We start from the raw sequence: 22,823 nt of genomic DNA on the forward strand, positions 1-22,823 counted from the left end.
TTGTTGCCCTATTGTTCTCACGTTAGCGCCGAAGTGTAAAGAACTTTTTAAGAACATTCGTGAACGAAGTGCGATTCGAAGGCAGATCAGCCTAGCCCACGCTCATGAGGCGCATGGCACGGTCCTGATCCATCAGCCACAGCAGCGTTCGCGCCGCCAGTCCGCGTGGGCCGGAAAGCTGTGGGTCATCATGCAAAAGCCTGCGCGCATCGCTTTGGGCCAGCGCCATCAGGCTCGCCTGCCGTTCCAGATCGGCAATCCGGAACCGCGGCAGGCCGGACTGCGCCGTGCCGATCAGGTCGCCCGCCCCGCGCATGGCCAAGTCCTCCTCGGCGATGCGGAAACCGTCTTCGGTGTCGCGGATCGTCGTCAGCCGCCGCATCCCGGTCTCGTTCAACGGCGCCTGATACAGCAGCAAGCAGGTCGAGGCCGCCTCACCGCGCCCCACCCGGCCCCGCAGCTGGTGCAACTGTGCCAGGCCAAAGCTCTCTGCCTGTTCGATCACCATGATTGTCGCATTGGGCACGTTCACCCCGACCTCGATCACCGTGGTCGCCACCAGGACCGAGATCTCCCCCGCCACGAACCGCGCCATCGCCGCGTCCTTCTCGGCCGGTGGCATCTGGCCATGGACCAATCCCACCCGGTCCCCCAGCGCGGCGCGCAACGCCTTGAATCGCTCCTCGGCGCTGGCATAGTCGACGACCTCGGATTCCTCGACCAGCGGGCAGACCCAATAGGCCTGGCGCCCCTCTGCCACGGCCTTGCGCAGGTGCTCTACCACCTCATCCAGCCGTTCCGCCGACACCATTGCGGTGCGGATCGGCTTTCGCCCCGCGGGCTTTTCGTCCAGCACCGAGACATCCATGTCGCCATGCGTGGCCAGCGCAAGCGAGCGCGGGATCGGCGTCGCGGTCATCACCAGAACATCGACCGCCTCGCCCTTAGCGCCCAACTCCATCCGCTGGGCGACCCCGAACCGGTGCTGTTCGTCCACCACCGCGATCCGCAAGTCCTTGAATTCCACATCCTTCTGGAAGACCGCATGCGTGCCGACCAGGATCGGGATGCGCCCCATCGCCAGATCTTCCAGCTTCATTGCCCGCTCTGCCCCCCGGTCGCGGCCGGTCAGCAGTTCCAGCCGCACCCCCGCCGCCCGAGCCAGCGGTGCCAGGCTCTCGAAATGCTGGCGGGCCAGGATCTCGGTCGGGGCCATCATCACGCCCTGCCCGCCCGCCTCGACCGCGATCAGGAGCGCCTGAAATGCGACCAAGGTCTTGCCCGCGCCGACATCGCCCTGCAACAGCCGGTTCATCCGCGAGGGTTGCGCCATGTCACTGGCGATCTCGGCCACCGCCCGAGTCTGCGCGGCTGTTGGAGAATAGGGCAGGCTTTCCAGCACCTTGGCCCGCAGGTCCCCCGACCCCACCGTCGCGATCCCCTTGCCCTTCCGGATCCTTGACCGGGCGATTGCAAGGGTCAGCTGATGGGCGAAGAGCTCGTCATAGGCCAGCCTGACGCGGGCAGGATGTGTCACAGCCAAGCTCGCAGCGCCTTCTGGCCGGTGCGCCAGCGCCAACGCCGCGGGCCAGTCCGGCCAGGCTTCGCGCTGTTTCAGCCCCGGGTCGATCCATTCCGGCAGGTCCGGCACCCGCGTCAGGACCCCGGCAACCGCCTTTGCCACGACCCGTTGCGTCAGCCCTGCCCCCAGCGGGTAGACCGGTTCATAGGCCGGAAGCTCTCCCCGCTCTTCCAGGCGCAGCACATGGTCCGGATGCACCATCTGCGCGATGCCGTCGAACAGCTCCACCTTGCCCGAGACCAGCCGCCGCTGCCCGGTCGGCAACAGGCGCTGCAACGACTCGGCCCGGGCGTGGAAGTAAACGAGCAGAAACTCAACTTTCCGGTCCCGCACGTGCACGCGGTACGGCCCGCCCTTGCGGCGTGGCGGCACATGTTGGCCAATTTCGACCTCGACCGTCAGCATGGCGGGCGGCGTCACATCCCGCACCGAGCCGCGCAAGGCGCGATCAACCCCGGAATGCGGCAGTAGGTACAGAAGGTCCTTTGGTCGCGTCACGCCAAGGGTCTCGAAGGCCTTTGCGGCCTTCGGCCCGACGCCCGGCAGCGTTTCCAGCCCGGCAAAGAGGGGGAAGAGGATTTCCGGTCGGCTCATCCGCCGATCAGCCGCAACCAGGCGTCCTCGTCGATGATCTCAATCCCCAAACGCTCGGCATCCTTGGCCTTCGACCCCGCCCCGGGGCCAGCCACCACAAGGTCGGTCTTTGCGCTGACGCTGCCCGCGACCCTGGCACCGAGCGCTTCGGCCCGCGCCTTCGCTTCGGCCCGGGTCATCTTCTCCAGCGTGCCGGTGAAGACGACGGTCTTGCCGGCGACAGGCGATTCAGTGGCGGCGGCGGCCACCGGCAAGACGGTCAGGTCGCTGACCAGACGGTCGATCTCGGCCCGTTCGGCATTCGCCGGATGCAGCGCATCAACCAGTGCGCGCGCACTGACCACACCGATGCCGTCGATGGCAGTCAACTCCTCCCAGTCCGCGCCGGTCTGGTCCAGCGACCGGTCGATGGCCTGAACGAAGGCCTCCCAGGTGCCATAGTGGCGTGCCAGCAGGCTGGAGGACGTCTCACCGATATGCCGGATGCCCAGCGAGAAGATCAGACGGTCCAATGGGATTGTCCGCCGCGCCTCGATGGCCCCAAACAGTTTGGCGGCGGAAACCTCGCCGAAACCATCACGATTCTTCAGCTTTTGCAGCGGGTTGTCGGCGTCTCTTTGTGCAAGGGTAAAGATGTCCGCCGGAGTCTTGACCGGCAGGCCCGGGTCCTTGAAGAACATCTCGACCTGCTTGGCGCCCAAGCCTTCAATGTCAAAGGCCCCACGGCTGACGAAATGCTTCAACCGCTCCACCGCCTGGGCCGGGCAGATCAGCCCCCCGGTACAGCGGCGGACCGAGTCGCCCTCCTCGCGGTGAGCGGGACTGCCGCACTCGGGGCATTCCGTCGGGAAAACATAGGGTTGCGAGCCGTCCCTGCGGCGCGTCAGGTCGACGTCCGCAACCTTCGGGATGACGTCCCCCGCGCGGTAGACCTGAACCCAGTCGCCGACGCGGATGTCCTTGCCGCCGCGGATTTCTTGACCGCGCGAGTCGCGACCGGCGATGTAGTCCTCGTTGTGCAGCGTGGCGTTCGACACCACGACCCCACCCACCGTGACCGGCTTCAGCCGCGCCACCGGCGACAGCGCCCCGGTGCGGCCGACCTGGATGTCGATGCCCAGAAGCTCGGTCCAGGCAAGCTCGGCCGGGAATTTGTGCGCGATAGCCCAGCGGGGGGTGGAGGAGCGGAAACCGAGCCGCGCCTGCAGCGCCAGGTCGTTGACCTTGTAGACCACACCGTCGATGTCATAGCCCAAGCTCGCCCGCTGCGCCTCGATCCGGCGGTAGTGGGCGAGCAAGGCATCGGGCCCTTCGCACAAGGTGGTCAGCGGATTGGTCTGAAACCCCAGGTCTCTCAGACGGTTGATCGCTTCGAACTGCGTGCGGGCCAGGGGTTCAGACAGGGCCCCCCAGGCATAGGCGAAAAAGCGCAAGGGCCGGTTCGCCGTGATCCGGGCATCCAGTTGCCGCAGCGACCCTGCGGCCGCATTGCGGGGATTGGCGAAAGTCTTGTCGCCAGAGGCCGCCTGACGTTCGTTCAGCGCGGCGAAATCGGCGTGGGACATATAGACTTCGCCCCTGACTTCCAGAACATCGGGTGCCCCGGTCAGGTGCTGCGGAATGTCGGCAATCGTGCGCGCGTTCGCGGTCACATCCTCACCCACCTCGCCATCACCGCGGGTGGCCGCCTGAACCAGAACCCCGGCCTCATAGCGCAATGACAGCGAAAGGCCGTCGATCTTCGGTTCGGCCGTGAACTGCAGATCGCCGGCCCCAGGCTGAGCCACAGCGGAGGCGGACCCTTCAATTCCCAGGAATCGGCATACGCGGTCGACGAACTCAGCCACCTCTTCGGGGGCGAAGGCGTTTTCCAGCGACAACATCCGCACCCGGTGCGCGACCTTGCCGAAGCCATCGGCGACTGCGGCCCCCACTTGATCCGAGGGCGAATCCGCCCGCTTCAGGCTTGGAAACCTCGCTTCGATCGCCAGATTGCGCCGTTTCAGCGCATCATATTCGGCATCCGATATCTCGGGTGCGTCAAGCATGTGATACGCAGTGTTCGCCGCAGCCAAGGCACTGGCCAGCCGCGCAAGCTCTGCCAGCGCTTCTGCCTCTGTCAGTGCCTCGACCGCCTTCTCTTTCATCCCCGCCCCCCGTCCGATGCGACGAAAGGTTAGGCGGCGGGGCCGTGAAGGTAAAGATCAGGCGCTGGCCGCAAGCTTGGCCTGTGCGCCCGAGGGATCGCGCAGCACATAGCCGCGGCCCCAGACGGTTTCAATGTAGTTGTCGCCACCCGTCGCCTCGGCCAGCTTCTTGCGGAGCTTGCAGATGAAGACGTCGATGATCTTCAGCTCGGGCTCGTCCATGCCGCCATAGAGATGGTTCAGGAACATCTCCTTGGTCAGCGTGGTGCCCTTGCGCAGCGACAGAAGCTCCAGCATCTGGTATTCCTTGCCGGTCAGATGCACCGCCTTGCCTTCGACATCGACGGTCTTGGCGTCAAGGTTGACCGACACCCGCCCGGTCTTGATGACCGATTGGCTGTGACCCTTGGAGCGGCGGATGATCGCATGGATCCGGGCGACCAGTTCTTCGCGGTGGAAGGGCTTGGTCAGGTAGTCATCTGCCCCGAAACCAAAGCCTTTCAGCTTGCTTTCGGTGTCATCGGCGCCCGAAAGGATCAGGATCGGGGTTTCCACCCGCGCCTGGCGGACCTGGCGCAGCACTTCATGCCCGCTCATGTCCGGCAGGTTGAGATCCAGAAGGATCAGGTCGTAGTCATACAGCTTTGCCAGATCGATCCCGTCTTCGCCCATGTCGGTGCAGTAGACGTTCAGATTGGCATGAGTCAGCATCATCTCGATGCTGCGCGAGGTCGTTGGGTCGTCCTCTACAAGCAGAATACGCATTATTCAAAAGCTCCGCTCCGGTGGTCATCGTTAACGATTTTGCCGGGCAATGGTTAACCGACCGTTACTATGCCAGAGGGAGATTGCGAATCCATCTAAAGTTGTCTGTATTTCCGGATCGCCGTGACTTTCAGGCCATCCTCGCCATGCTTCAGCGCGGCCGAGCGCCAAAGGCCGAACTCTTCCTCGGACAGGGCATAGCGTTCCAGCGCCTCTTTTTCGGTGATCAGGCCATAGACCACGGCCTTGACAACCACGACCTTGCGGCTGGCGACCCAGCGCCGGGTATCGGCGGGCGGCAGATCGGCCCGCGTCAGGATGCTGCCATCGGGCAGGGTCACCTGCCTTGGTCCGTCGACACGTTTGAGAAACATCACGGTTCCCTCGCTCATTTGGGGCAGAATGACGGAACAGGCTTAATCAATCCTGAAACAGGGGATTGAGAGTGCACAGCATTTTCATATATTCCCCATCATTCCCTGAACCCGGACAATCCCATGCCACGCGATCTGGCGCTCAACTCTCTTGGCCTGCCCAAACCCCCGTCGGAAACGCGGGTCGTCGTTGCCATGTCGGGCGGCGTCGACAGTTCCGTCGTGGCCGCGATGCTGGCCGAAGAAGGTTACGATGTGGTTGGCGTCACGCTGCAGCTTTACGACCACGGCGCGGCGCTGGCGAAGAAAGGGGCCTGCTGTGCGGGCCGCGACATCCATGATGCCCGTCGCGTTGCGGAAACCATGGGGTTCCCCCACTACGTGCTGGACTATGAGAACACCTTCCGCGAGGCGGTGATCGAGGAATTCGCCGATGCCTATCTGGCGGGGGCAACGCCGGTTCCCTGCATCCGCTGCAACGAACGGGTGAAGTTCAAGGACCTGCTGGCCACTGCCAAGGACCTTGAGGCCGATTGCATGGCCACCGGGCATTACATTCAGCGGAAGGTTGGCGACCACGGGCCAGAGCTGCACCAAGCGGCCGATCCTGCGCGCGACCAAAGCTATTTCCTGTTCTCGACCACGCCGGACCAGCTGTCCTACCTGCGTTTCCCCTTGGGGCACCTCGCCTCAAAGGCCGAAACCCGTGCGCTTGCGGCCAAGTACGGGCTGCCGGTGGCCGACAAGCCCGACAGCCAGGACATCTGCTTTGTCCCGAACGGCAACTATGCGGCCGTCATCGAGAAGCTGCGTCCCGGCGCGGCGGACCCGGGTGAGATCGTGGACCTCGACGGAAACATCCTGGGCGACCACCGGGGGGTGATCCATTACACCATCGGCCAACGCAAGGGCCTGGGCATCGGCGGACTGGGCGAGCCGCTCTATGTCGTAAAGCTCGACCCCGAGTCGCGCCGCGTCATCGTGGGCCCCAAGGCCGCGCTGTCGACCCGGATCATCCCGGTGCGCGAGATCAACTGGCTGGGTGACGCCCCCTTCGACTCGCGGCCGGAATGGCACCTGAAGGTCAAGGTCCGTTCGACCCGTCCCCCGCGCGAGGCGATCATCCGCCCGACGGGCCCCACCACCGCCGAGGTGGAGCTCCTGTCCCCCGAGGATGGGGTCAGCGCCGGGCAAGCCTGCGTGTTCTACGCCCCCGAAGGCAGCCGCATCCATGGCGGCGGCTGGATCTGGAAAGGACCCTCGTCTTGAAACTCCTGCTGCTGGCGGCGCTGCTGGTGCTGCCCCTGCCCGCCCTTGCCGAAACGCGCGAGGAGAGGGTGGCCGTCGCCACCGAATATGTCGACCTCGCCCTGCAGGGGTTCGACATGGCGGCGGTGATCGAAAACATGTACCAGCCGATCCTGCAGCAGGTGGCGGCGGGCGGGGCGACCCTGACGGACGATCAGGTCGCGCAGATCCGGCAGTTGTACCTTGACACCTTTACCGAGCCGATGACCACCTTAATGCGCGACCAGGCGCAGATCATGGCCGACATGATGACGCTGGCCGAGATCACCGCGCTGCGCGACTTCTACGCGACGCCTGAGGGGCGGTCGGTTCTGGCCAAGCTGCCGCAACTGACCGCCGCCCAGCAGCCGGGAGTGATGGCGCTGATCAACGACAAGATGACCGGGCTGATGCCGCAGGTCCTGGCCATCGTCAACGGTGAAGTGCCCCCAGCACCGACCGCGCAGCCCTGAGGCCCGGAGGCTCTCCGCCCCGCCCAAGCCGCTCCATCGTCACCGTCATTGCGGCCATCTGCGCCGACGGGTCGGCCAGGACCGCCTCCAGTGCCGGGGCGATCTTGTCCGCCCGGCAGTCCGGGCCGATGAATTCCGGCACCACGCGGGTTTCGCTGACCAGGTTCACCAGCGTCACCGTGTCGATCAACGCCGCGCGGCGCATCAGCCACAGGGTCAGCGGATGCATGTCATAAGCGATGACCATAGGGCAGGCATTTTTTGCCAGTTCCAGCGACACGGTCCCCGAGGCTGCAAGCGCGACATCCGCCACCGCGAAAGCCCCGCGCTTCGGCCCCGGGTCCTCGATGAGCTGCGGGGTGACCGCCCAATTGGCCGTCAACTCGCGCACCAAACCCGCCACGCCCCGCACCGTGGGCAGCGCCACGCGCAGGTCCGGGTGCCGGGCCTTCAGCTGGCTCACGACCTCACCGAAGACCGGGGCCAGGCGGGTGACTTCGCCCTTTCGTGAGCCGGGCAGCGCCAGGAGGAGCGGGCCCGGCCCCGTAAAGGCGGCCTTCTCGGCCTCGCTCGCCAGCGGTTCCGCCACCACCGGATGCCCGACGAAATCGCAGGTCATGCCCGCAGCGGTCATGTAGGGCGGCTCGAATGGCAGGAGTGCCAGCACATGGTCGATGACGCAAGCCATTTTGGCGGCCCGCCCCGGTCGCCAGGCCCAGACCGACGGAGCGACATAGTGGATCGTGCGCATCTGCGGTCTTGCCGCCTTTACGATCTTCGCCGCGCGCAGGCAGAAATCGGGCGAGTCGATGGTGACCAGCGCCTCCGCCCCGCTGTCGACCGCCGCCGCTGCCGCCTCACGGATCCGGCGTTTCAGGTGCAGGTATTTGGGCAGAACCTCGGCGATACCCATCACCGACAGCTCCTCCATCGGGAACAGGCTTTCCATCCCTTCGGCCTGCATCAGCGGTCCGCCGACGCCGGCAAACTCGACCGGCGCAAGGGACTTCAGCCCCGCCATCAGCGCCGCGCCCAGCCGGTCGCCCGAAGGCTCCCCGGCGATCAGGAACAGCTTCACGCCCGTGCCCACAGGAACAGGCCAAGCTCCCCGGCCAGCCGCTGCATCTCGTCCAGGTCCAGACAAATCACCGAACCAGCCTCGAAGGCGACGCCGCCCAAACCCGCCGCCGCCGCCGCGCGCAGGGTATCCGGGCCGATGGTCGGCAAGTCGATCCGGCGGTCCTGACCGGGCTTCGCCGCCTTGTAGAACACGCCCCGACCTCGCGCCGGATCGGGTTTCAGCGCTCCGATCCCCGCGACCTGAGACAACAGCGCATCCGTCCCCGGCAGTGACTCGACCCCCAGGCAAAGTCCCTGCGCCACAACGGCCCCCTGCCCGACGTCGACCTCGCCAAGCGCCGTCACGATCACAACCGCTCGCGCCGCATCGGCCTCATCCCGGGGCGTCACCGTGCCGGCCAACACCCCGGCCCCCGGCAACAGCGCAGGCGCAATCGCCTCGACGCCGACGACGGCGAAACCGAATTCCTCGAAAACCGCAATGACCTCGCGCAGGGACGCGTCATCCCCCGCCGCCATCGCCTGCATCAGGCGCGGCAAGAGGCCCGCCGTCGCCTCATCCAGAAGCGCCGGGTCGAGCCTTGGCCGCGTCACCGCCCCGGCAAAGACCACCTGCCCGATCCCGTCGCGCTCCAGCGCACGCAGGAAAGGGACCAGCCGTTCCACCCGGAACGTCAGGTCAACCGTCAGGCCTTCGGGCGCAAACCCGTCCATCGCCGCGACCAGCGGAGCTTCGGCCATAGCCGCCGCCAAAGCCGCAGGCAACCGGCCCTGCCCTGCAATGATCGCGGTCTTCACCGCCCACCCTTCGGTGTGAGGAAGCTGCGGTCGGACTTCGACAGGATGAAATCGGCGATCTCACGCACCAGTGGGCTGTCGCTCTCCTCGGACAGCTTGCGGGCGCGGTCGAGGAAGCTGCCTTCCTCTTGCGCCAGCGTCTGGTAGGCCGCGCGCAAGGCCGTGATCCCGGCCCGGTCCACACCGCGGCGTTTCAGGCCCACAAGGTTCAACCCGTCCAGCTCCCCCCGCGGAGCTTGCACCAGCCCATAGGGAATCACATCGTTCGTCACCATGGTGACCGCCCCGATGATCGCGCCCTGCCCGATCCGCACCCATTGGTGCACCCCGGACAGGCCGCCCACGATCACGTCGTCACCCAGCACGCAATGCCCGGCAATGGCCACGTTGTTCACCAGGATCACCCGGTCGCCGATCTGGGCATCATGACCGACATGGGCGCCTGTCATGATCAGCACATCGTCACCGACCCGCGTGACGCCTCCGCCGCCTTCCGTCCCGGTGTTCAGCGTCGCCGCCTCGCGGATGCGGCAGCGCTTGCCCACGACCAGCCGGGTATGCTCGCCCTGATACTTCAGATCCTGGGGCACCTCGCCCACAGTTGCGAAAGGGAAGATCACCGTCTCGTCGCCGACCTCGGTCCAGCCGGTCACCACCGCGTGTGACTTGATCTCGACCCGCGCACCTAGCACGACCTCGGGCCCGATCAGAGAGAACGGGCCGATCACGCAGCCCTCGCCGATGACCGCGCCGGATTCAACCACGGCAGAGGCATGGATGCGGGCGCTGGGATGAATTGACATGCCCCGGCTCACGCCTTCGCAACGTCGAACATCGCCATGAACGTGGCCTCGCAGGCCAGTTCCCCATCCACGATGGCACGGCCCTCGAACTTCCAGACCCGGCCCCCACCGCGCAGCGCCTTGACATGCAGTTCCAGCACGTCGCCTGGCACGACCTTGCGGCGGAACTTCACACCGTCGACGCCCATGAAGAAGACCTTGGCATTCTTGTCGACCAGATCCATCGACAGACCGACAAGGACGCCCGAGGTCTGCGCCATCGCCTCGATGATCATCACGCCGGGGAAGATCGGCATGCCAGGGAAATGGCCCTGGAACTGCGGTTCGTTCAAGGTGATGCACTTGATGCCGACGCAGCTTTCGTTCAGCACGATATCCCGCACCTTGTCGATCAGCAGGAACGGATAGCGGTGCGGAATGATCCGCTGGATCAGATCCAGATCGGCATGTGTCGCTGCAGCTGCATCCATCGTGTCACCTCTTCCCCGGCCTTTGGCCCAACGGTTTTCGGTCTAGCTAGCAAGTCGCGCCGGACGGCACAAGTTGTCAGCGGCCAGGCCCGCCGCATCAGGGCGGTGCGGGCGTCTTGCCGGCCAAGGCCGCGTTGACCCGGGCAATCGCCTCGTCCGTGATGTCAACCGCTGAGAGCGACAAGATGACAAGGCTCTTGTCCAAGACAGCCGAGGCGCCCTTGTCCTGCAGGATTTCGCCCAGCACCGGCACTGCGACCTCAAGGAAGGCCTGCCGATCCTGATCGCGCGTTTCGGTCAGCTTTCGCGCCTTGGCATCCTGCTCGCTGCGGATCTGCTCCACCTTGGCATCGAAGGCTTCGGCCTTGGCGGAAAACTCCTCGGCCGAAAGCGTTGCCCGCAGTTCGGTCAACGCCTGTTCTTCCGCGACAAGTTCTGCCTCGATCCGGCGGTTCTCCTGCTCCAGCGCCGCCGTTGCGGTGCGTTCCTTTTCGATCACGGCCTTGCCGTAGTCGGATTCCAGGAACAGCCGATCCTGATCCAGGGTCAAAAGCGGCGTCGGCCCGTCTTGCGCCGCGGCGGGAAGCCCAAGTGCCATGAAGCCAGCGACAATCCAGCCCCGCAGCCATTGGGGCCTGTATCCGCGTGACCCGTCCATCGTCAGAACTTGGTCGAGATCGTCAGATCGAAGGTCTGTTCCTTGTCGTAGTCTTCCTTCTTGACCGCATGGCTGAAGTTGAACCGCAAGGGGCCGATCGGCGTGGTCCAGAACACCGAGAGGCCGACCGTGGCGCGCGGGTTGAAGCCGTCATCCACCGTGCCACCCGCTCCCGCCGTGCTGTCCAGGCTCCAGACCGAGCCGACATCAAAGAACGCCCCGCCGGTGATGCCGTATTCTTCCGGCAAGCCCAGCGGGAAATCCGCCTCAAACCGGGCCACGGCGAACATGTTCCCGCCAAGCGCATCCTGATCCGCAGCCCCGAGATCACGCGGCCCGATCCCGTTCGGCTCGAACCCGCGGATCTTGCCGTTGCCGAAGAAGCGGTCCGTCACCCGGGTCACGTTGCCGCCCAGAGATGTGATCGCCCCGCCTTCAAAGATCGCGCGCAGCGTGACTTCCTCGTTCAGGACCTTGGTTTCGGTCAGCGCCAGCGCCGTGGTCTTGATGTATTCGTTGTCACCACCAAGACCGGCGAAATCCTGGCCAAAGCGCAAGAGCACCCCGCCCTTCGGGTTCAAACCGGTGATACGGTTGTCGAACTCGTAGGTATAGCCCACCGACACCGTGCTTTCCGCGCCCCGGGCCGCTTCCGCAATGAGGATTGGCGACGACCCGGTATAGTTGAACAGCTTGTCCTCGGCGACACCGATCCGCAGATCCAGGCTCGACTGCTCGCCGACCGGGAAACCGATCCCGGTGTTGAAGCCGATATTGCGCGTGTCATAGGACGAAAAGTCGGATTCCGACGTCTTGTAGAACGCGCCGATCGAAAAGCTCAGATCGCGGCCAAGGAAGGCCGGCTCGGTGAAGCTGAAGCTGGAATTCTGGTTGTCGGCTGCGGTCGAGATCGATGCCGACAGCCGCTGGCCGCGGCCAAGGAAGTTCGTTTCCGAGAACCCGATGTTGACCCCGGTGCCGTTCGAAACCGAGTAGCTCAGGCCAAAGCTCAGCGAGCCCGTCGGCTGCTCCTCGACATCGACGTTGACCACGACCTGGTCCTGGGCCGAACCCTGGTCGGCGTTGACCTGCGCGTCGGCAAAGTAGCCAAGGGCCCGGATGCGTTCCGCAGCCTGGCGGATTTCGCGCGGGTTGAAGGGGTCGCCCTCGCTGGTCCGGAACTGCCGCCGGATCACCTGGTCCAGCGTCGTCGTGTTGCCTTCGATGTCGATACGCTCGACGAATACCCGCTCGCCCCGGACAATGGCGAACTCGATATCCACCGCCTGGCCGCGGTCGTTGCGGGTGATGCGGGGTTCCACACGGATGAAGTTCAGGCCCTTCTTCAGCGCCAGCGTTTCCATCCGGGTGATGTTGTTGTCGATCAGAAGCGGGCTGTAGGTCTGGCCGGTGCGGATCTTCTGCACCGCCTCGAACTCGGCCGCGTCCAGCCCCTCGACCTCGGACACGGTCGAGACGTTGCCGATCGTGTAGGGCAGACCTTCGCGGACCGTGAAGGTGACAAAGGTCGCGTCCCGCTCACGGCTGACTTCGGCGCTGGCATCGAGGATCTGGAAGTCGATGTAGCCGCGCGACAGGTAGAAGTCGGTCAGCATCTTGCGGTCAAGTTCCAGCCGCTCGGCCACAAAGGTGTCGCGCTGGATCAGGTTGCGCAGGAAACCGGCCTGCTTGGTCTCCAGCACCTGGCGCAGGCGACGGTCGGAAAACGCCTTGTTGCCGACGAAGGACAGCCGCTCGATCTCGACAACGCGGCCTTCGGTGATCTCGAACACCAGATCGACCCGGTTGTCGCTGCGCCGGATGATCTTGGGCGTGACCTGCGCCGCAAGCCGGCCTGCCACGCGGTAGGCCTCGGCTATCGCCGCCGCATCGGATTCCGCCAGCGAGGGCGAATAGACCCGGCGCGGCTGCGACTGGATCAATTCGGCCAGCCTCTCGTCCTTAAGCCGCTTGTTGCCCTCGATCGAGATGACGTTGACGATCGGGTATTCCTGCACCCGGATCAGCAGGGTCGATCCCTGGGGTGCCAGTTCCACCGTCTCGAACAGGTTCGAGTTCAGAATCCGCTGATAGGCGTCATTCAGGGCGGCAGCCGAGACCTCTTCGCCCCGCTTGATTCCGGCATAGTTTAGGATGGTCGCGGCATCGACGCGCTCATTGCCTTCGATGGTCACGTTCGAAAAGGAAAAGGACTGCGCGAAGGCCGGCTGAAGGAACGGCTGAGAAGCCGTTGCAGCGCCGAAGAAAACCACCGTGGCCAGCAGACGAGCCCTTGACCTTGCCTGGGCAGACCGCCCCTTGGCTGCGTTCTGGGTCATCCGCATAGTACATCCTCACCGCAATTCTTCTTTCCGGATTGACTAGCGGGAAAGCGAAGCTTTGTCAAAAGCCTGCGGTCACTGTGGATAACTTTGCAAGATGTTGTGGTTGCAGGCGATCGGCGCAGAAATCGTCCGACCGCCCTGTCTGTCAGGCACAGATCAAGTCGCGGCTCAGCGCGAAGACCATCAGCGAAAGGACCAACGTCAGTCCGATCGGCATCAGGATGCCCAGCACCCGCTGCGACGGGGCCCTGCGCGTCACCGCCTCATAGGCGTGAAAGACGAGGTGCCCGCCGTCCAGGACAGGGATCGGGAACAGGTTCACGATGCCGATACCCAGCGACAGCCCGGCGATCACCACCACGAACATCTCAAGCCCAATCTTGGCCGCATCGCCCACAGTCTTTGCGATGCCGATGGCACCCGATAGCCCGCAGGTGCTGATCAGGCCCTGGATCATCTTGCCAAGGCCGGTGAACATGCCTTCGGTCGTCAGCCACATGGTCCGGGCCGCGCCCTCGACGACCTCCCAAGGTCCCGCTGCCCGCAGGCCCGGCTCGAAGACCAGCCCCGCGCCGATGCCGATCATGTAGCGCTCGGTCAATTCCCCTGTCTCGTTGTCGGGTGCGACGCGCAGGCGCGGCGTCAGGGTCAGGTCCAGCGTCTTGCCGTCCCGCCAGATCTCCAGCGACACCGGCTGGCCCTGGCTGGCCGTCACCACCGCGACCAGTTCCTCGAACTGCTGGATCGGCTTGCCGCCAGCCGACACGATGACGTCGCCGGGCTCGATCCCTGCATCCAGGGCGGCCGAGCGGATTTGCACGTCGCCAACGATCAGGGATTTCGGATGCGGCCCGGGAATGGTGATCTCTGCACCATCGCGCTGGACCGTGTATTCCACCGTCGCCTGGCCGGTCAGTGCATCGGTCGCATCGGCAAAAGCGGTCCAGTCCGGGGTCGGGCGGCCATCGACCGCCAGGATGACATCATTCTCCAAAAGGCTTTCGCCGGTCGACGGCAAGGCCCGCATTTCGCCGACCGTGGGAACCTCGTTGATGACACCGGACGAGGCGACGATCCCTGCATACAGCACGAATGCCAGGATAAAGTTGGCAATCGGTCCGGCTGCAACCGTTGCGGCACGCGCCCAAAGCGGTGCCCCCGCCATCGTGTGCCGCCGCTCCTCGGCCGACAGGCCAGACACATCGCCCTGTCGCACCGACGAGGCATCAGCATCGCCCAGGAACTTGACGTAGCCGCCGAACGGAATGGCCGCGACCTGCCACTTGGTGCCGCGCCGGTCGGTGCGGGCAATCAGCACCGGGCCAAACCCGATCGAGAAGACCTCGGCATGGATGCCCGACCAGCGCCCGACGATGTAATGGCCGTACTCATGGACAAAGACGATCACCGACAGCGCGATGACGAAGAACACCACGGTCCAGGCCGTGCCGCCAAGCGCCGCCACAATCGCATCCATTACCGTACTCCTGCCTGCCTGCGCGCGATGTCGCCCGCCCGTTGTCTGGCGAGATGGTCCACCGCCTGCACATCCTCAAGGGTCATGGCGTCATTTTCATGGCCAAGTTCGGCATCCATCGCGGCAAGCGTGGTTTCGACGACCGCCGCCATGTCCATGAAGCCAACCCCTCCGGCCAGGAAATGATCCAGCGCCACTTCCTTGGCCGCGTTGAAGGCCGCCCCCGCCAAGCCCCGCCGCGCCATCACCTCGCGCGCCAGCCGCAGGGCCGGATAGCGCTGCAAGTCGGGCGCGCGGAAGGTCATCTGGCCAATCTGCGCCAGGTCCAGCCGCGCGACGGGCAGATGCGACCGGTCGGGCCAGTTCAGCGCATAGCCGATGGAATGGCGCATGTCGGGCGCACCCATATGCGCCATGATCGCACCGTCGCGATAGCCGACCATCGAATGGATCAGGCTTTCGGGATGGATGATGACCTCGATCTGGTCGGGTGAGACGCCAAAATACTCTCTCGTTTCAATGACTTCCAGCGCCTTGTTGAACATGCTGGCCGAATCGATGGTGATCCGTTGCCCCATCGCCCAGTTCGGATGCGCCAAGGCTTCCTTGACAGTGGCCCGCGCCAGCTGTTCCAGCGGCCAATCCCGCAGGGCACCCCCCGACGCGGTCAGGATGATCCGCTCAACCGCCGCGATATCCTCGCCGACCAGCGCCTGGAAGATGGCCGAATGCTCGCTGTCCACCGGCAGGATGCGCGCTCCGTGCCGTGCGGCCTCGGCCATCAACAGCGGACCCGCTGTCACCAGGCTTTCCTTGTTCGCCAAGGCCAGCGTCGCGCCATGCCGCAACGCGCGGAACCCCGGCTCCAGCCCCGCTGCGCCGACGATGGAGCTCATCACCCAGTCCGCCGGCCGGTCCGCCGCCTCGACGATCGCCGCCGTCCCCGCTGCCGCCTCGACACCCGAACCGGCCAACCTGTCCCGCAACTCCGCCAGCCCCGACGGCTCGGCACAGACCGCAACTTCCGCCCGCAGCTCCCGCGCCATTTCGGCCAGCCGGGCAATGTTGCGCCCCCCGGTCAGGGCGACCACACGATAGGCCTCAGACCCGCCCGCCCGCATCAGCAGGTCAACTGTCTGCTCGCCGATGGACCCGGTGGCGCCGAAGATCGACAGGCTGCGCACCGCCTCAGCCCCCGAACAGCCCAAGGACCGGCACCACGAGCCCCAGCGCCAGCACCGCCACCACCGCGCCGATCAGCGCGTCAAAGCGGTCCAGCACCCCGCCATGGCCCGGGATCAGGTTCGAGGCATCCTTGACCCCCGCGCGCCGCTTCACCCAGCTTTCCGCGATGTCGCCCATCTGCCCGGCAAAGGCCACCAGCGCCGACAGGGGCACCAGAAGCCAGCTCGCCCCCGCCGCCAAAATCATCACCAGCCCGACGACTGCCGCCCCGATCCAGCCCGCCACCGTGCCCGACCAGGTTTTCTTCGGACTGATCGCCGGCCAGAACTTCGGCCCGCCCAGCATGCGCCCGGCGAAATACCCCAACACGTCCGAGGCGACCACGACCGCCACCAGCCAGAGGATCACCGTCGTCCCCCCGGTCTGCCGCAGGTCGATCAACCCGTACCCCGCCAGCATGATCGCCAGCGCATAGGCCCCTGCCAGCCTCCGGTCCCGCCGGGGCGTCAGGATCAGCGCAACCGACGGAACCACAAGGAACAGCGCTGCCAGCTCTGTCTTCAGGACCAACGCCGCCATCAGAGCCACCGACGCCCCGACGGCCAGCGTCACGGGTGAGCGCCTACGCGCGGGCGCTGTCATCGTGGCAAGCTCCCAGATCATCACCCCGGTCAGTGCCACGACGAGTGCCGCGAAGGCCGTGCCACCCAGCCAGATTTCGACCGCGCCGACCATTATCATCACGATCGCCGAAAGGATGCGCGTGCGCAGGTCAGCCCATTTCCCCGACCCCGCCGGGGCAGGCTCCATCATCGCAGGACCCCGCCAAACCGCCGCTCACGGTTGGAAAAGCGCTGGACGATGGCGGCCAACTCTTCCGGCCCGAAATCGGGCCAAAGCGTGCCAGTGAATTCATATTCCGCATAAGCCGCCTGCCAGGGCAGGAAGTTCGAGGTACGCGTCTCGCCGCTGGTGCGGATCACCAGGTCGGGGTCCGGCAGCCCGCCGGTATCCAGCCGCTCGGCAAAGGCCGCCTCGGTGATGTGCTTAGGGTCCAGGATGCCCGCCGCAGCCGCCTCGGCCATCTTGCGCACCGCGCGGACAAGTTCATCCCGCCCACCGTAGTTGATTGCCACCGTCAGGTTCAGCCGGTCGAGCCCCGCCGTCCGCGCCTCGATCCCGGCCATCATCCGCTGCAGCTTGGGGTCCAGACGGCTCCGGTCGCCGATGAACCGCATCCTGACGCCCGCCTTGGCCAGCCGGTCCGCCTCGCGTTCGATGTAGCGGGCGAAGATCGCCATCAGGCCCAGGACTTCCTCGGTCGACCGCTTCCAGTTCTCGGTGGAAAAGGCGTAAAGGGTCAGCCACTTGATCCCCAGGTCGGGGGCGGCCTTGACGATCTCGCGCACGCGTTCGGCGCCCTTGCGGTGGCCGACCAGCCGCGCCCAGCCCCGGTTCGTGGCCCAGCGGCCGTTGCCATCCATGATGATCGCCAGATGGTTCACGGGCCGCAGCGCGGCCTCCACCTGCAAGTCCTTCGACACCTGCCGTCCTCCGCCTGCAGGTCAGACCTGCATGATCTCTGCCTGCTTCGCCTCAAGCGCCTTGTCGACCGCGGCAATCGCCTTGTCGGTCAGGTCCTGCACCTCGTCGGACCAGAACTTCTGATCGTCCTCGCTCATGCCTTGCGTCTTCGCCTTCTTGATCTGGTCCATCCCGTCGCGCCGCACGTTGCGAATCGCAACCTTGGCGCTTTCGGCATACTGCGCGGCAACTTTGGTCAATTCGCGGCGGCGCTCCTCGTTCAGCTCGGGGATCGGCAGCCGGATCAGAGGGCCGTCGGTCACCGGGTTGATGCCGATGCCGGATTCGCGGATCGCCTTTTCCACCTTGCCGACCATAGCCTTGTCCCAGACGTTGATGACGACCATCCGCGGCTCGGGGACGTTCACCGTGCCCAGCTGGTTGATCGGCGTCATCTGGCCATAGGCCTCGACCTGGATCGGCTCGACGATCGAGGCCGAAGCCCGGCCGGTCCGCAGGCTCGCGAATTCCTGCTTCAGCGCCGCCATTGCCCCATCCATCCGGCGCTGGATGGCATCGGTGTCGATCTCGATCTCTTCATGAGCCATTGGACTGGTCCTTCTCTTCCCCTGCGGGGCTGCCCACCCCACGATTTCGCGCTCTATAGCAGAGCCGCGCGGGCCCGGTATAGGCCAAAGCTCCTAACCCCGATGGCATTGCCGCCCCAGGACGCAGGGCACCAGTTCAGTCCTGAACCCGCGTATAGGTGCCCTTACCCGCAAGGATTCCCCGGAACCCGCCCGGCTCATCCAGGGAGAAGACGATGATCGGCAGGTTGTTGTCCCGGGCCAAGGCAATCGCTGTCGCGTCCATCACTCCCAGATGCTTTTCCAGCACCTCGTCGTAGGTGACATGGTCATAGCGTTTGGCGTCGGCATGCTTCTTCGGGTCCTTGTCGTAAACCCCGTCGACCTTGGTGCCCTTGAAGATCGCCTGGCAGGCCATTTCGGACGCCCGCAGGGTTGCTGCCGTGTCAGTGGTGAAATACGGGTTCCCCGTCCCGGCGGCGAAGATGCAGACCCGCTTCTTCTCCAGGTGCCGGACCGCGCGGCGGCGGATGTAGGGCTCGCAGACCTGGTCCATCGGGATCGCGCTGATCACCCGGGTGAAGACGCCAATCGCCTCCAGCGCCGATTGCATCGCCAGCGCGTTCATCACTGTGGCCAGCATCCCCATGTAGTCGGCCGTCGTCCGCTCCATCCCCTGCGCTGACCCTTGCAGGCCGCGGAAGATATTGCCGCCCCCGATCACCATGCAGATCTCGACCCCAAGGTCGCGGACCGACTTCACCTCTTCGGCGATCCGGTTCACGGTCGGCGGATGCAGGCCGTAGCCCTGGTCGCCCATCAGCGCCTCGCCCGAGATTTTCAGCATCACGCGGCTGTATTTCGTGGCTGTCTCTGGCATGGCGACCCCTGCATATCGTTTTGTGTTTGGACTGGGCCGCAAAATGTCGCAAAACCGCGACAGGTTCAACTGCCGATCGGGCGGGGTTTCGGGTGCGGATCGACAGCATATCGCGTGAGGCGCCGGTCCTGATCGCCGGCCCCACCGCCAGCGGGAAATCGGCGCTGGCGATGGAAATCGCGGCGCGCGACGGGCGAACGGTCGTCAATGCCGATGCCCTGCAGGTCTATGGCAACTGGCGCATCCTGACGGCCCGCCCCAGCTTGGCCGACGAGGCCGCCCTGCCCCATGCGCTTTACGGTCACGTCGCTCGCGACGTCGCCTACTCCGTCGGCCAGTGGCTGCGCGATCTGGTCCCACTCTTGGACCGTCCGGTGGTCATCGTCGGCGGCACCGGACTGAACTTCAACGCCCTGACCCGCGGCCTGGCCGAGGTTCCCGACATTCCGCCCGAGGTCCGGGCCGAAGCCGATGCCCGCCGTGCTGCCGAGGGCCATGCCGCGCTTCTGGCCGAGCTTGACCCCGCCACCGCCGCCCGCATCGACCGGCAGAACCCCGTCCGCATCCAGCGCGCCTGGGAAGTCTTGCGCGCCACCGGTCGCGGATTGGCCAGTTGGCAGGACGACACGCCGGCCCCGCTTTTGCCCCTTACCCGGGCCGAAGCTCTCGTCCTGGTGCCTCAGGTGGACTGGCTGAACGCCCGCATCGAGCGCCGGTTTCACCAGATGCTGGCCGAAGGCGCACTGGATGAGGCGCGGGACAATATTGCCGGATGGGATCCCAAGCGACCATCGTCCCGGGCCATCGGCGCGCCGGAACTCATCGCGCATCTGCTGGGCGAAATGACTCTTCCCGATGCCGTCACCTCAGCGGTGACCGCCAGTCGCCAATATGCCAAGCGCCAGCGCACCTGGTTCAGATCGAACATGCAGGCCTGGCGCCACCTTTCCCTTCCGTAACCGTGGGTTGCGCGGCAAAGCTTAAGCGGGTTTCCGCCTGCCCACAGGGTTATGCACAGGAATATCAAACATCGGTGGATAACTTCCGCCCAGTCACGCTGATTTCGCTTGGGTTGGTTGCGACGCACTGCTTTACTGCCTTGGTCAGCGCCTCTGCCACAGGATCTGCCGCGTGATGATTGCTTCTGCCCCCACCTCCGGTTTGCGCCTGGTTGCCATTCCCCGCCTCGCCTCTGGCGGGCGCTGGCGGGTCGAGGCCATGCGTTCGCTGTCCGAACCCTGCCTCTTGTGGTTCACCAAGGGTCAGGGCCGCATCACGATCTCGGGGGTGACGCGCGGCTATACGGCACATAATGCGGTCTTCATCCCGGCGGGCGTCATGCACGGCTTTGAAGCCGGGGCGCAGGTCTTCGGTACGGCAGTCTTCTTCGGGCGCGATCCGAAGGTCGTGCTGCCGAAGACCCCGCAGCATCTGCGCATCCGCGAAGTCCATGCCCAGCAGGAGGTCAACGTCCTGCTTGATTCGATCCTGCGTGAGCTGGAAAGCGATACACCCGCCAACGAACGCGCAACCGAGGCCTATGTCGGCCTTCTGGGCGTTTGGCTGGAACGGCAGATCCGCAAGGCCGATCCGTTTGAAGGGCCGCGCCAGGATGCAACCCGAAGGCTAGTTGCGCGTTACACCGCGCTGTTAGAGCGGAACTTCCGCACCGGGATGAACGTGGCGGATTTTGCGGCCGCTCTCGGCGTCACACCCACGCATCTGACCCGCTGCTGCAACGCCGCCTGCGGTCGACCCGCCAGCGCGCTCCTGCAGGACCGCCGCATCTTCGAGGCGCGCAAGCTTTTGTCGGAAACCCGCATCCCCGTGGGCCGCATCGCCGAGCAGCTGGGCTTCAATTCCGCCGCCTACTTCACGCGGGCCTTCCAACATGTCACCGGCAAGTCCCCGACCGCTTTCCGCCGCGCGGGATAAGCCGCCGCCGCACGACGCCGCAGCCAGAATCGACGCATCAATGTCGCTATTGTCGTATCGATTGTCGAAAGCAGCCGTTGACGGACTGCGGAAAAAGATGCGCAATGGAGACTGGGGTGTTGGTATCTCGGTGACGCTTGGACAGGTCCGGCAACGAACGGATCGCCGCATAGGCGGGACAGGAAGCACTGCCACAGTCAAATAAAGCCCACAGGGAGACGAAGATGAAAGACCTGAATTACGAAGCCGAGCTGCATCCTGCGGCACACATGCATGCCGCCGAATACGCGGAAGGCAAGCTGAGCCGCCGCGAGTTCCTGACCCGTACCACGGCGCTGGGCGTCTCGGCTGCTGCCGCTTATGGCATGATCGGCCTGCCCGTCCCGGCCCAGGCGCAAGAAGCCAAGGTCGGCGGCAAGATCCGTGTCGCGATGGAAGTCAAGGGCACCAAGGACCCGCGCCTGGCCGACTGGCCGCAGATCGCCAACATCTACCGCGGCTGGCTGGAATACCTGATCCAGTACAACCCGGACGGCTCGTTCGAAGGCCGCCTCCTGGAAAGCTGGGAAGCAAACGCCGACGCCACCCAGTATACGCTGAAGGTCCGTCAAGGCGTGACCTGGAACAATGGCGAGCCCTTCACCGCTGACGACGTGGTGCGGAACTTCGCCCGTTGGACTGACGGCAACGTCGAGGGCAACGCGATGGCCTCGCGCTTCCCGGGCCTGGTGGACGAAGCCACCAAGACCCTGCGCGAAGGCGCCGTGGTCAAGGTTGACGACACCACGGTCCAGCTGAACCTGTCGGCTTCCGACATCGCCGTCGTGCCGAACCTGGCGGACTATCCGGCCGCCGTGGTGCACTCCTCGTTCCAGGATGGTCAGGACCCGGCCACCAACGCCATCGGCACCGGCCCCTACATCCCGCAGGAAGTCGCGGTCGGTCAGCGCGCGATCCTGGTCCGCGCCCCGAACCACACCTGGTGGGGTGGCACCGCGCCGCTGGACGAGATCCACTACATCGACTTCGGCACCGACCCGGCTGCCATGGTGGCGCTCTTCTCTTCGGACGAGGTGGACGCGAACTATGAATCCGTCGGCGAATTCATCGACATCCTCGACGGCATGGGCCTGACCAAGGAAGAGCTGGTCACCGCTTCGACCATCGTGGTGCGGATGAACTCGTCCTCGGATCTCTACAAGGACAAGGCCGTCCGCTCGGCGATCCAGCTGGCCGTCGATCCGAAAGTCGTGCTGGAACTTGGCTACAACAACCTTGGCGCCACCGGTGAAAACCACCACGCCTTCCCGATCCATCCGGAATATCCGACCCTGCCGCCGCAGACGATCAATGCGGCGGGTCTGATGCCGGCGCTGGAAGCAGCGGGCCTGAAGGACACCGAGTTCGAGGTGATCTCGCTGGACGATGGCTGGGAAGCGGCCACCACGGCTGCGGTTCAGGCCCAGCTGAAAGACGCGGGCATGAACATCAAGCACACGGTCATGCCCGGTTCGACCTTCTGGAACGACTGGCAGAAGTACCCGTTCTCGTCCACGACCTGGAACCACCGCCCGCTTGCGGTCCAGAATATGAGCCTGGCCTACACCTCCACCGGCTCGTGGAACGAAACCGCGATGGCGAACCCCGAGTTCGACGCCCTGATGGCCCAGGCCCTTGCTCTGGCGGATGCCGACAAGCGGCGTGAGCTGATGGTGCAGATGTGCACGATCCTCCAGCAGGAAGGCTACATCATCAACCCGTTCTCGCGGTCGCTGTTCAGCCACCACAAGGAAGGCTTTGCCGGACTGGGCCACCACCCGGCCTTCGAACACCACCACTACAAGTGGTCGGTGGCCTGA

Annotated in this window: 21 protein-coding genes; 5 read left to right on the forward strand and 16 right to left on the reverse strand. The window is 65.2% G+C overall.

The genetic code is table 11. The annotated features are described in order from the left end of the window. Positions 1 to 91: 91 nt before the first annotated feature. The 4 genes from recG to sciP form a co-directional block, all read right to left on the reverse strand. Entirely contained in the window at positions 92 to 2,176 is a 2,085-nt protein-coding gene (gene recG / locus AC2EAL_RS14200) for an ATP-dependent DNA helicase RecG (protein WP_484724875.1), read from the reverse strand. After that, positions 2,173 to 4,323, reverse strand: a complete 2,151-nt coding sequence (gene ligA, locus AC2EAL_RS14205; RefSeq protein ID WP_484724876.1) for an NAD-dependent DNA ligase LigA — start codon at positions 4,321 to 4,323, stop codon at positions 2,173 to 2,175. Before ligA ends, recG begins: the two co-directional genes overlap by 4 nt. A 57-nt stretch (positions 4,324 to 4,380) precedes the next feature. Continuing rightward, entirely contained in the window at positions 4,381 to 5,088 is a 708-nt protein-coding gene (gene ctrA, locus AC2EAL_RS14210) for a response regulator transcription factor CtrA (RefSeq protein WP_484724877.1), read from the reverse strand. A gap of 95 nt (positions 5,089 to 5,183) precedes the next feature. After that, complete coding sequence (gene sciP, locus AC2EAL_RS14215) at positions 5,184 to 5,462, reverse strand: CtrA inhibitor SciP (protein ID WP_484724878.1); 279 nt, start codon at positions 5,460 to 5,462, stop codon at positions 5,184 to 5,186. A 123-nt stretch (positions 5,463 to 5,585) separates the two neighbouring features. Here sciP and mnmA point away from each other — a divergent pair, with 123 nt between their 5' ends. Further along, the gene (mnmA, locus tag AC2EAL_RS14220) at positions 5,586 to 6,731 is read left to right on the forward strand and encodes a tRNA 2-thiouridine(34) synthase MnmA (protein WP_484724879.1); all 1,146 of its coding nucleotides are present in this window, start codon (positions 5,586 to 5,588) and stop codon (positions 6,729 to 6,731) included. After that, entirely contained in the window at positions 6,728 to 7,222 is a 495-nt protein-coding gene (locus AC2EAL_RS14225) for a DUF2059 domain-containing protein (RefSeq protein ID WP_484724880.1), read from the forward strand. Before mnmA ends, AC2EAL_RS14225 begins: the two co-directional genes overlap by 4 nt. Here AC2EAL_RS14225 and lpxB read toward each other — a convergent pair. The 12 genes from lpxB to pyrH all read right to left on the reverse strand — a co-directional run bounded on the left by lpxB (position 7,182) and on the right by pyrH (position 19,029). Beyond that, positions 7,182 to 8,300, reverse strand: a complete 1,119-nt coding sequence (gene lpxB / locus AC2EAL_RS14230) for a lipid-A-disaccharide synthase (RefSeq protein WP_484724881.1) — start codon at positions 8,298 to 8,300, stop codon at positions 7,182 to 7,184. The two genes, AC2EAL_RS14225 and lpxB, sit on opposite strands and share 41 nt — an antisense overlap. Next, positions 8,297 to 9,100: an LpxI family protein gene (locus AC2EAL_RS14235; RefSeq protein ID WP_484724882.1), complete on the reverse strand. Its 804-nt coding sequence runs from the start codon at positions 9,098 to 9,100 to the stop codon at positions 8,297 to 8,299. The genes lpxB and AC2EAL_RS14235 overlap by 4 nt, the downstream gene beginning before the upstream one ends. Beyond that, on the reverse strand, positions 9,097 to 9,903 hold the full coding sequence (gene lpxA, locus AC2EAL_RS14240; protein WP_484724883.1) for an acyl-ACP--UDP-N-acetylglucosamine O-acyltransferase: 807 nt from the start codon (positions 9,901 to 9,903) through the stop codon (positions 9,097 to 9,099). The genes AC2EAL_RS14235 and lpxA overlap by 4 nt, the downstream gene beginning before the upstream one ends. An 8-nt stretch (positions 9,904 to 9,911) precedes the next feature. Next, positions 9,912 to 10,373 (reverse strand): 3-hydroxyacyl-ACP dehydratase FabZ, encoded by a 462-nt coding sequence (gene fabZ / locus AC2EAL_RS14245; RefSeq protein ID WP_484724884.1) that lies wholly within the window; start codon positions 10,371 to 10,373, stop codon positions 9,912 to 9,914. 97 nt (positions 10,374 to 10,470) lie between these two features. After that, complete coding sequence (locus AC2EAL_RS14250) at positions 10,471 to 10,971, reverse strand: OmpH/Skp family outer membrane protein (protein ID WP_484724885.1); 501 nt, start codon at positions 10,969 to 10,971, stop codon at positions 10,471 to 10,473. A gap of 62 nt (positions 10,972 to 11,033) precedes the next feature. Next, the gene (bamA, locus tag AC2EAL_RS14255) at positions 11,034 to 13,370 is read right to left on the reverse strand and encodes an outer membrane protein assembly factor BamA (protein WP_484724886.1); all 2,337 of its coding nucleotides are present in this window, start codon (positions 13,368 to 13,370) and stop codon (positions 11,034 to 11,036) included. A 151-nt stretch (positions 13,371 to 13,521) separates the two neighbouring features. Next, entirely contained in the window at positions 13,522 to 14,853 is a 1,332-nt protein-coding gene (gene rseP / locus AC2EAL_RS14260; protein ID WP_484724887.1) for an RIP metalloprotease RseP, read from the reverse strand. After that, on the reverse strand, positions 14,853 to 16,037 hold the full coding sequence (dxr, locus tag AC2EAL_RS14265) for a 1-deoxy-D-xylulose-5-phosphate reductoisomerase (RefSeq protein WP_484724888.1): 1,185 nt from the start codon (positions 16,035 to 16,037) through the stop codon (positions 14,853 to 14,855). Before dxr ends, rseP begins: the two co-directional genes overlap by 1 nt. A 4-nt stretch (positions 16,038 to 16,041) precedes the next feature. Beyond that, positions 16,042 to 16,848 (reverse strand): phosphatidate cytidylyltransferase, encoded by an 807-nt coding sequence (locus AC2EAL_RS14270; protein ID WP_484724982.1) that lies wholly within the window; start codon positions 16,846 to 16,848, stop codon positions 16,042 to 16,044. Next, positions 16,848 to 17,582 (reverse strand): polyprenyl diphosphate synthase, encoded by a 735-nt coding sequence (uppS, locus tag AC2EAL_RS14275; protein WP_484724889.1) that lies wholly within the window; start codon positions 17,580 to 17,582, stop codon positions 16,848 to 16,850. The genes AC2EAL_RS14270 and uppS overlap by 1 nt, the downstream gene beginning before the upstream one ends. Before the next feature lie 21 nt (positions 17,583 to 17,603). After that, complete coding sequence (gene frr, locus AC2EAL_RS14280; RefSeq protein WP_484724890.1) at positions 17,604 to 18,170, reverse strand: ribosome recycling factor; 567 nt, start codon at positions 18,168 to 18,170, stop codon at positions 17,604 to 17,606. A gap of 136 nt (positions 18,171 to 18,306) precedes the next feature. Then, entirely contained in the window at positions 18,307 to 19,029 is a 723-nt protein-coding gene (gene pyrH, locus AC2EAL_RS14285) for a UMP kinase (protein ID WP_484724891.1), read from the reverse strand. 92 nt (positions 19,030 to 19,121) lie between these two features. Here pyrH and miaA point away from each other — a divergent pair, with 92 nt between their 5' ends. From miaA to AC2EAL_RS14300, 3 genes are all read left to right on the forward strand, one after another. Beyond that, positions 19,122 to 19,988: a tRNA (adenosine(37)-N6)-dimethylallyltransferase MiaA gene (miaA, locus tag AC2EAL_RS14290; protein ID WP_484724892.1), complete on the forward strand. Its 867-nt coding sequence runs from the start codon at positions 19,122 to 19,124 to the stop codon at positions 19,986 to 19,988. A gap of 175 nt (positions 19,989 to 20,163) precedes the next feature. Continuing rightward, positions 20,164 to 20,964 (forward strand): AraC family transcriptional regulator, encoded by an 801-nt coding sequence (locus tag AC2EAL_RS14295; RefSeq protein ID WP_484724983.1) that lies wholly within the window; start codon positions 20,164 to 20,166, stop codon positions 20,962 to 20,964. Between the two features lie 224 nt (positions 20,965 to 21,188). Then, entirely contained in the window at positions 21,189 to 22,823 is a 1,635-nt protein-coding gene (locus AC2EAL_RS14300; RefSeq protein ID WP_484724893.1) for an ABC transporter substrate-binding protein, read from the forward strand.

This window comes from Tabrizicola sp. T74 (assembly GCF_057219935.1).

Coding starts and splice junctions, on each gene's coding strand:
- lpxA (WP_484724883.1), bottom strand. CDS start 9,903: ATGTCAATTCATCCCAGCGCCCGCATCCATGCCTCTGCCGTGGTTGAA.
- frr (WP_484724890.1), bottom strand. CDS start 18,170: ATGGCTCATGAAGAGATCGAGATCGACACCGATGCCATCCAGCGCCGG.
- AC2EAL_RS14250 (WP_484724885.1), bottom strand. CDS start 10,971: ATGGCACTTGGGCTTCCCGCCGCGGCGCAAGACGGGCCGACGCCGCTT.
- AC2EAL_RS14270 (WP_484724982.1), bottom strand. CDS start 16,848: ATGGAGCCTGCCCCGGCGGGGTCGGGGAAATGGGCTGACCTGCGCACG.
- rseP (WP_484724887.1), bottom strand. CDS start 14,853: ATGGATGCGATTGTGGCGGCGCTTGGCGGCACGGCCTGGACCGTGGTG.
- ligA (WP_484724876.1), bottom strand. CDS start 4,323: ATGAAAGAGAAGGCGGTCGAGGCACTGACAGAGGCAGAAGCGCTGGCA.
- bamA (WP_484724886.1), bottom strand. CDS start 13,370: ATGACCCAGAACGCAGCCAAGGGGCGGTCTGCCCAGGCAAGGTCAAGG.
- pyrH (WP_484724891.1), bottom strand. CDS start 19,029: ATGCCAGAGACAGCCACGAAATACAGCCGCGTGATGCTGAAAATCTCG.
- mnmA (WP_484724879.1), top strand. CDS start 5,586: ATGCCACGCGATCTGGCGCTCAACTCTCTTGGCCTGCCCAAACCCCCG.
- AC2EAL_RS14295 (WP_484724983.1), top strand. CDS start 20,164: ATGATTGCTTCTGCCCCCACCTCCGGTTTGCGCCTGGTTGCCATTCCC.
- recG (WP_484724875.1), bottom strand. CDS start 2,176: ATGAGCCGACCGGAAATCCTCTTCCCCCTCTTTGCCGGGCTGGAAACG.
- AC2EAL_RS14300 (WP_484724893.1), top strand. CDS start 21,189: ATGAAAGACCTGAATTACGAAGCCGAGCTGCATCCTGCGGCACACATG.
- sciP (WP_484724878.1), bottom strand. CDS start 5,462: ATGTTTCTCAAACGTGTCGACGGACCAAGGCAGGTGACCCTGCCCGAT.
- fabZ (WP_484724884.1), bottom strand. CDS start 10,373: ATGGATGCAGCTGCAGCGACACATGCCGATCTGGATCTGATCCAGCGG.
- ctrA (WP_484724877.1), bottom strand. CDS start 5,088: ATGCGTATTCTGCTTGTAGAGGACGACCCAACGACCTCGCGCAGCATC.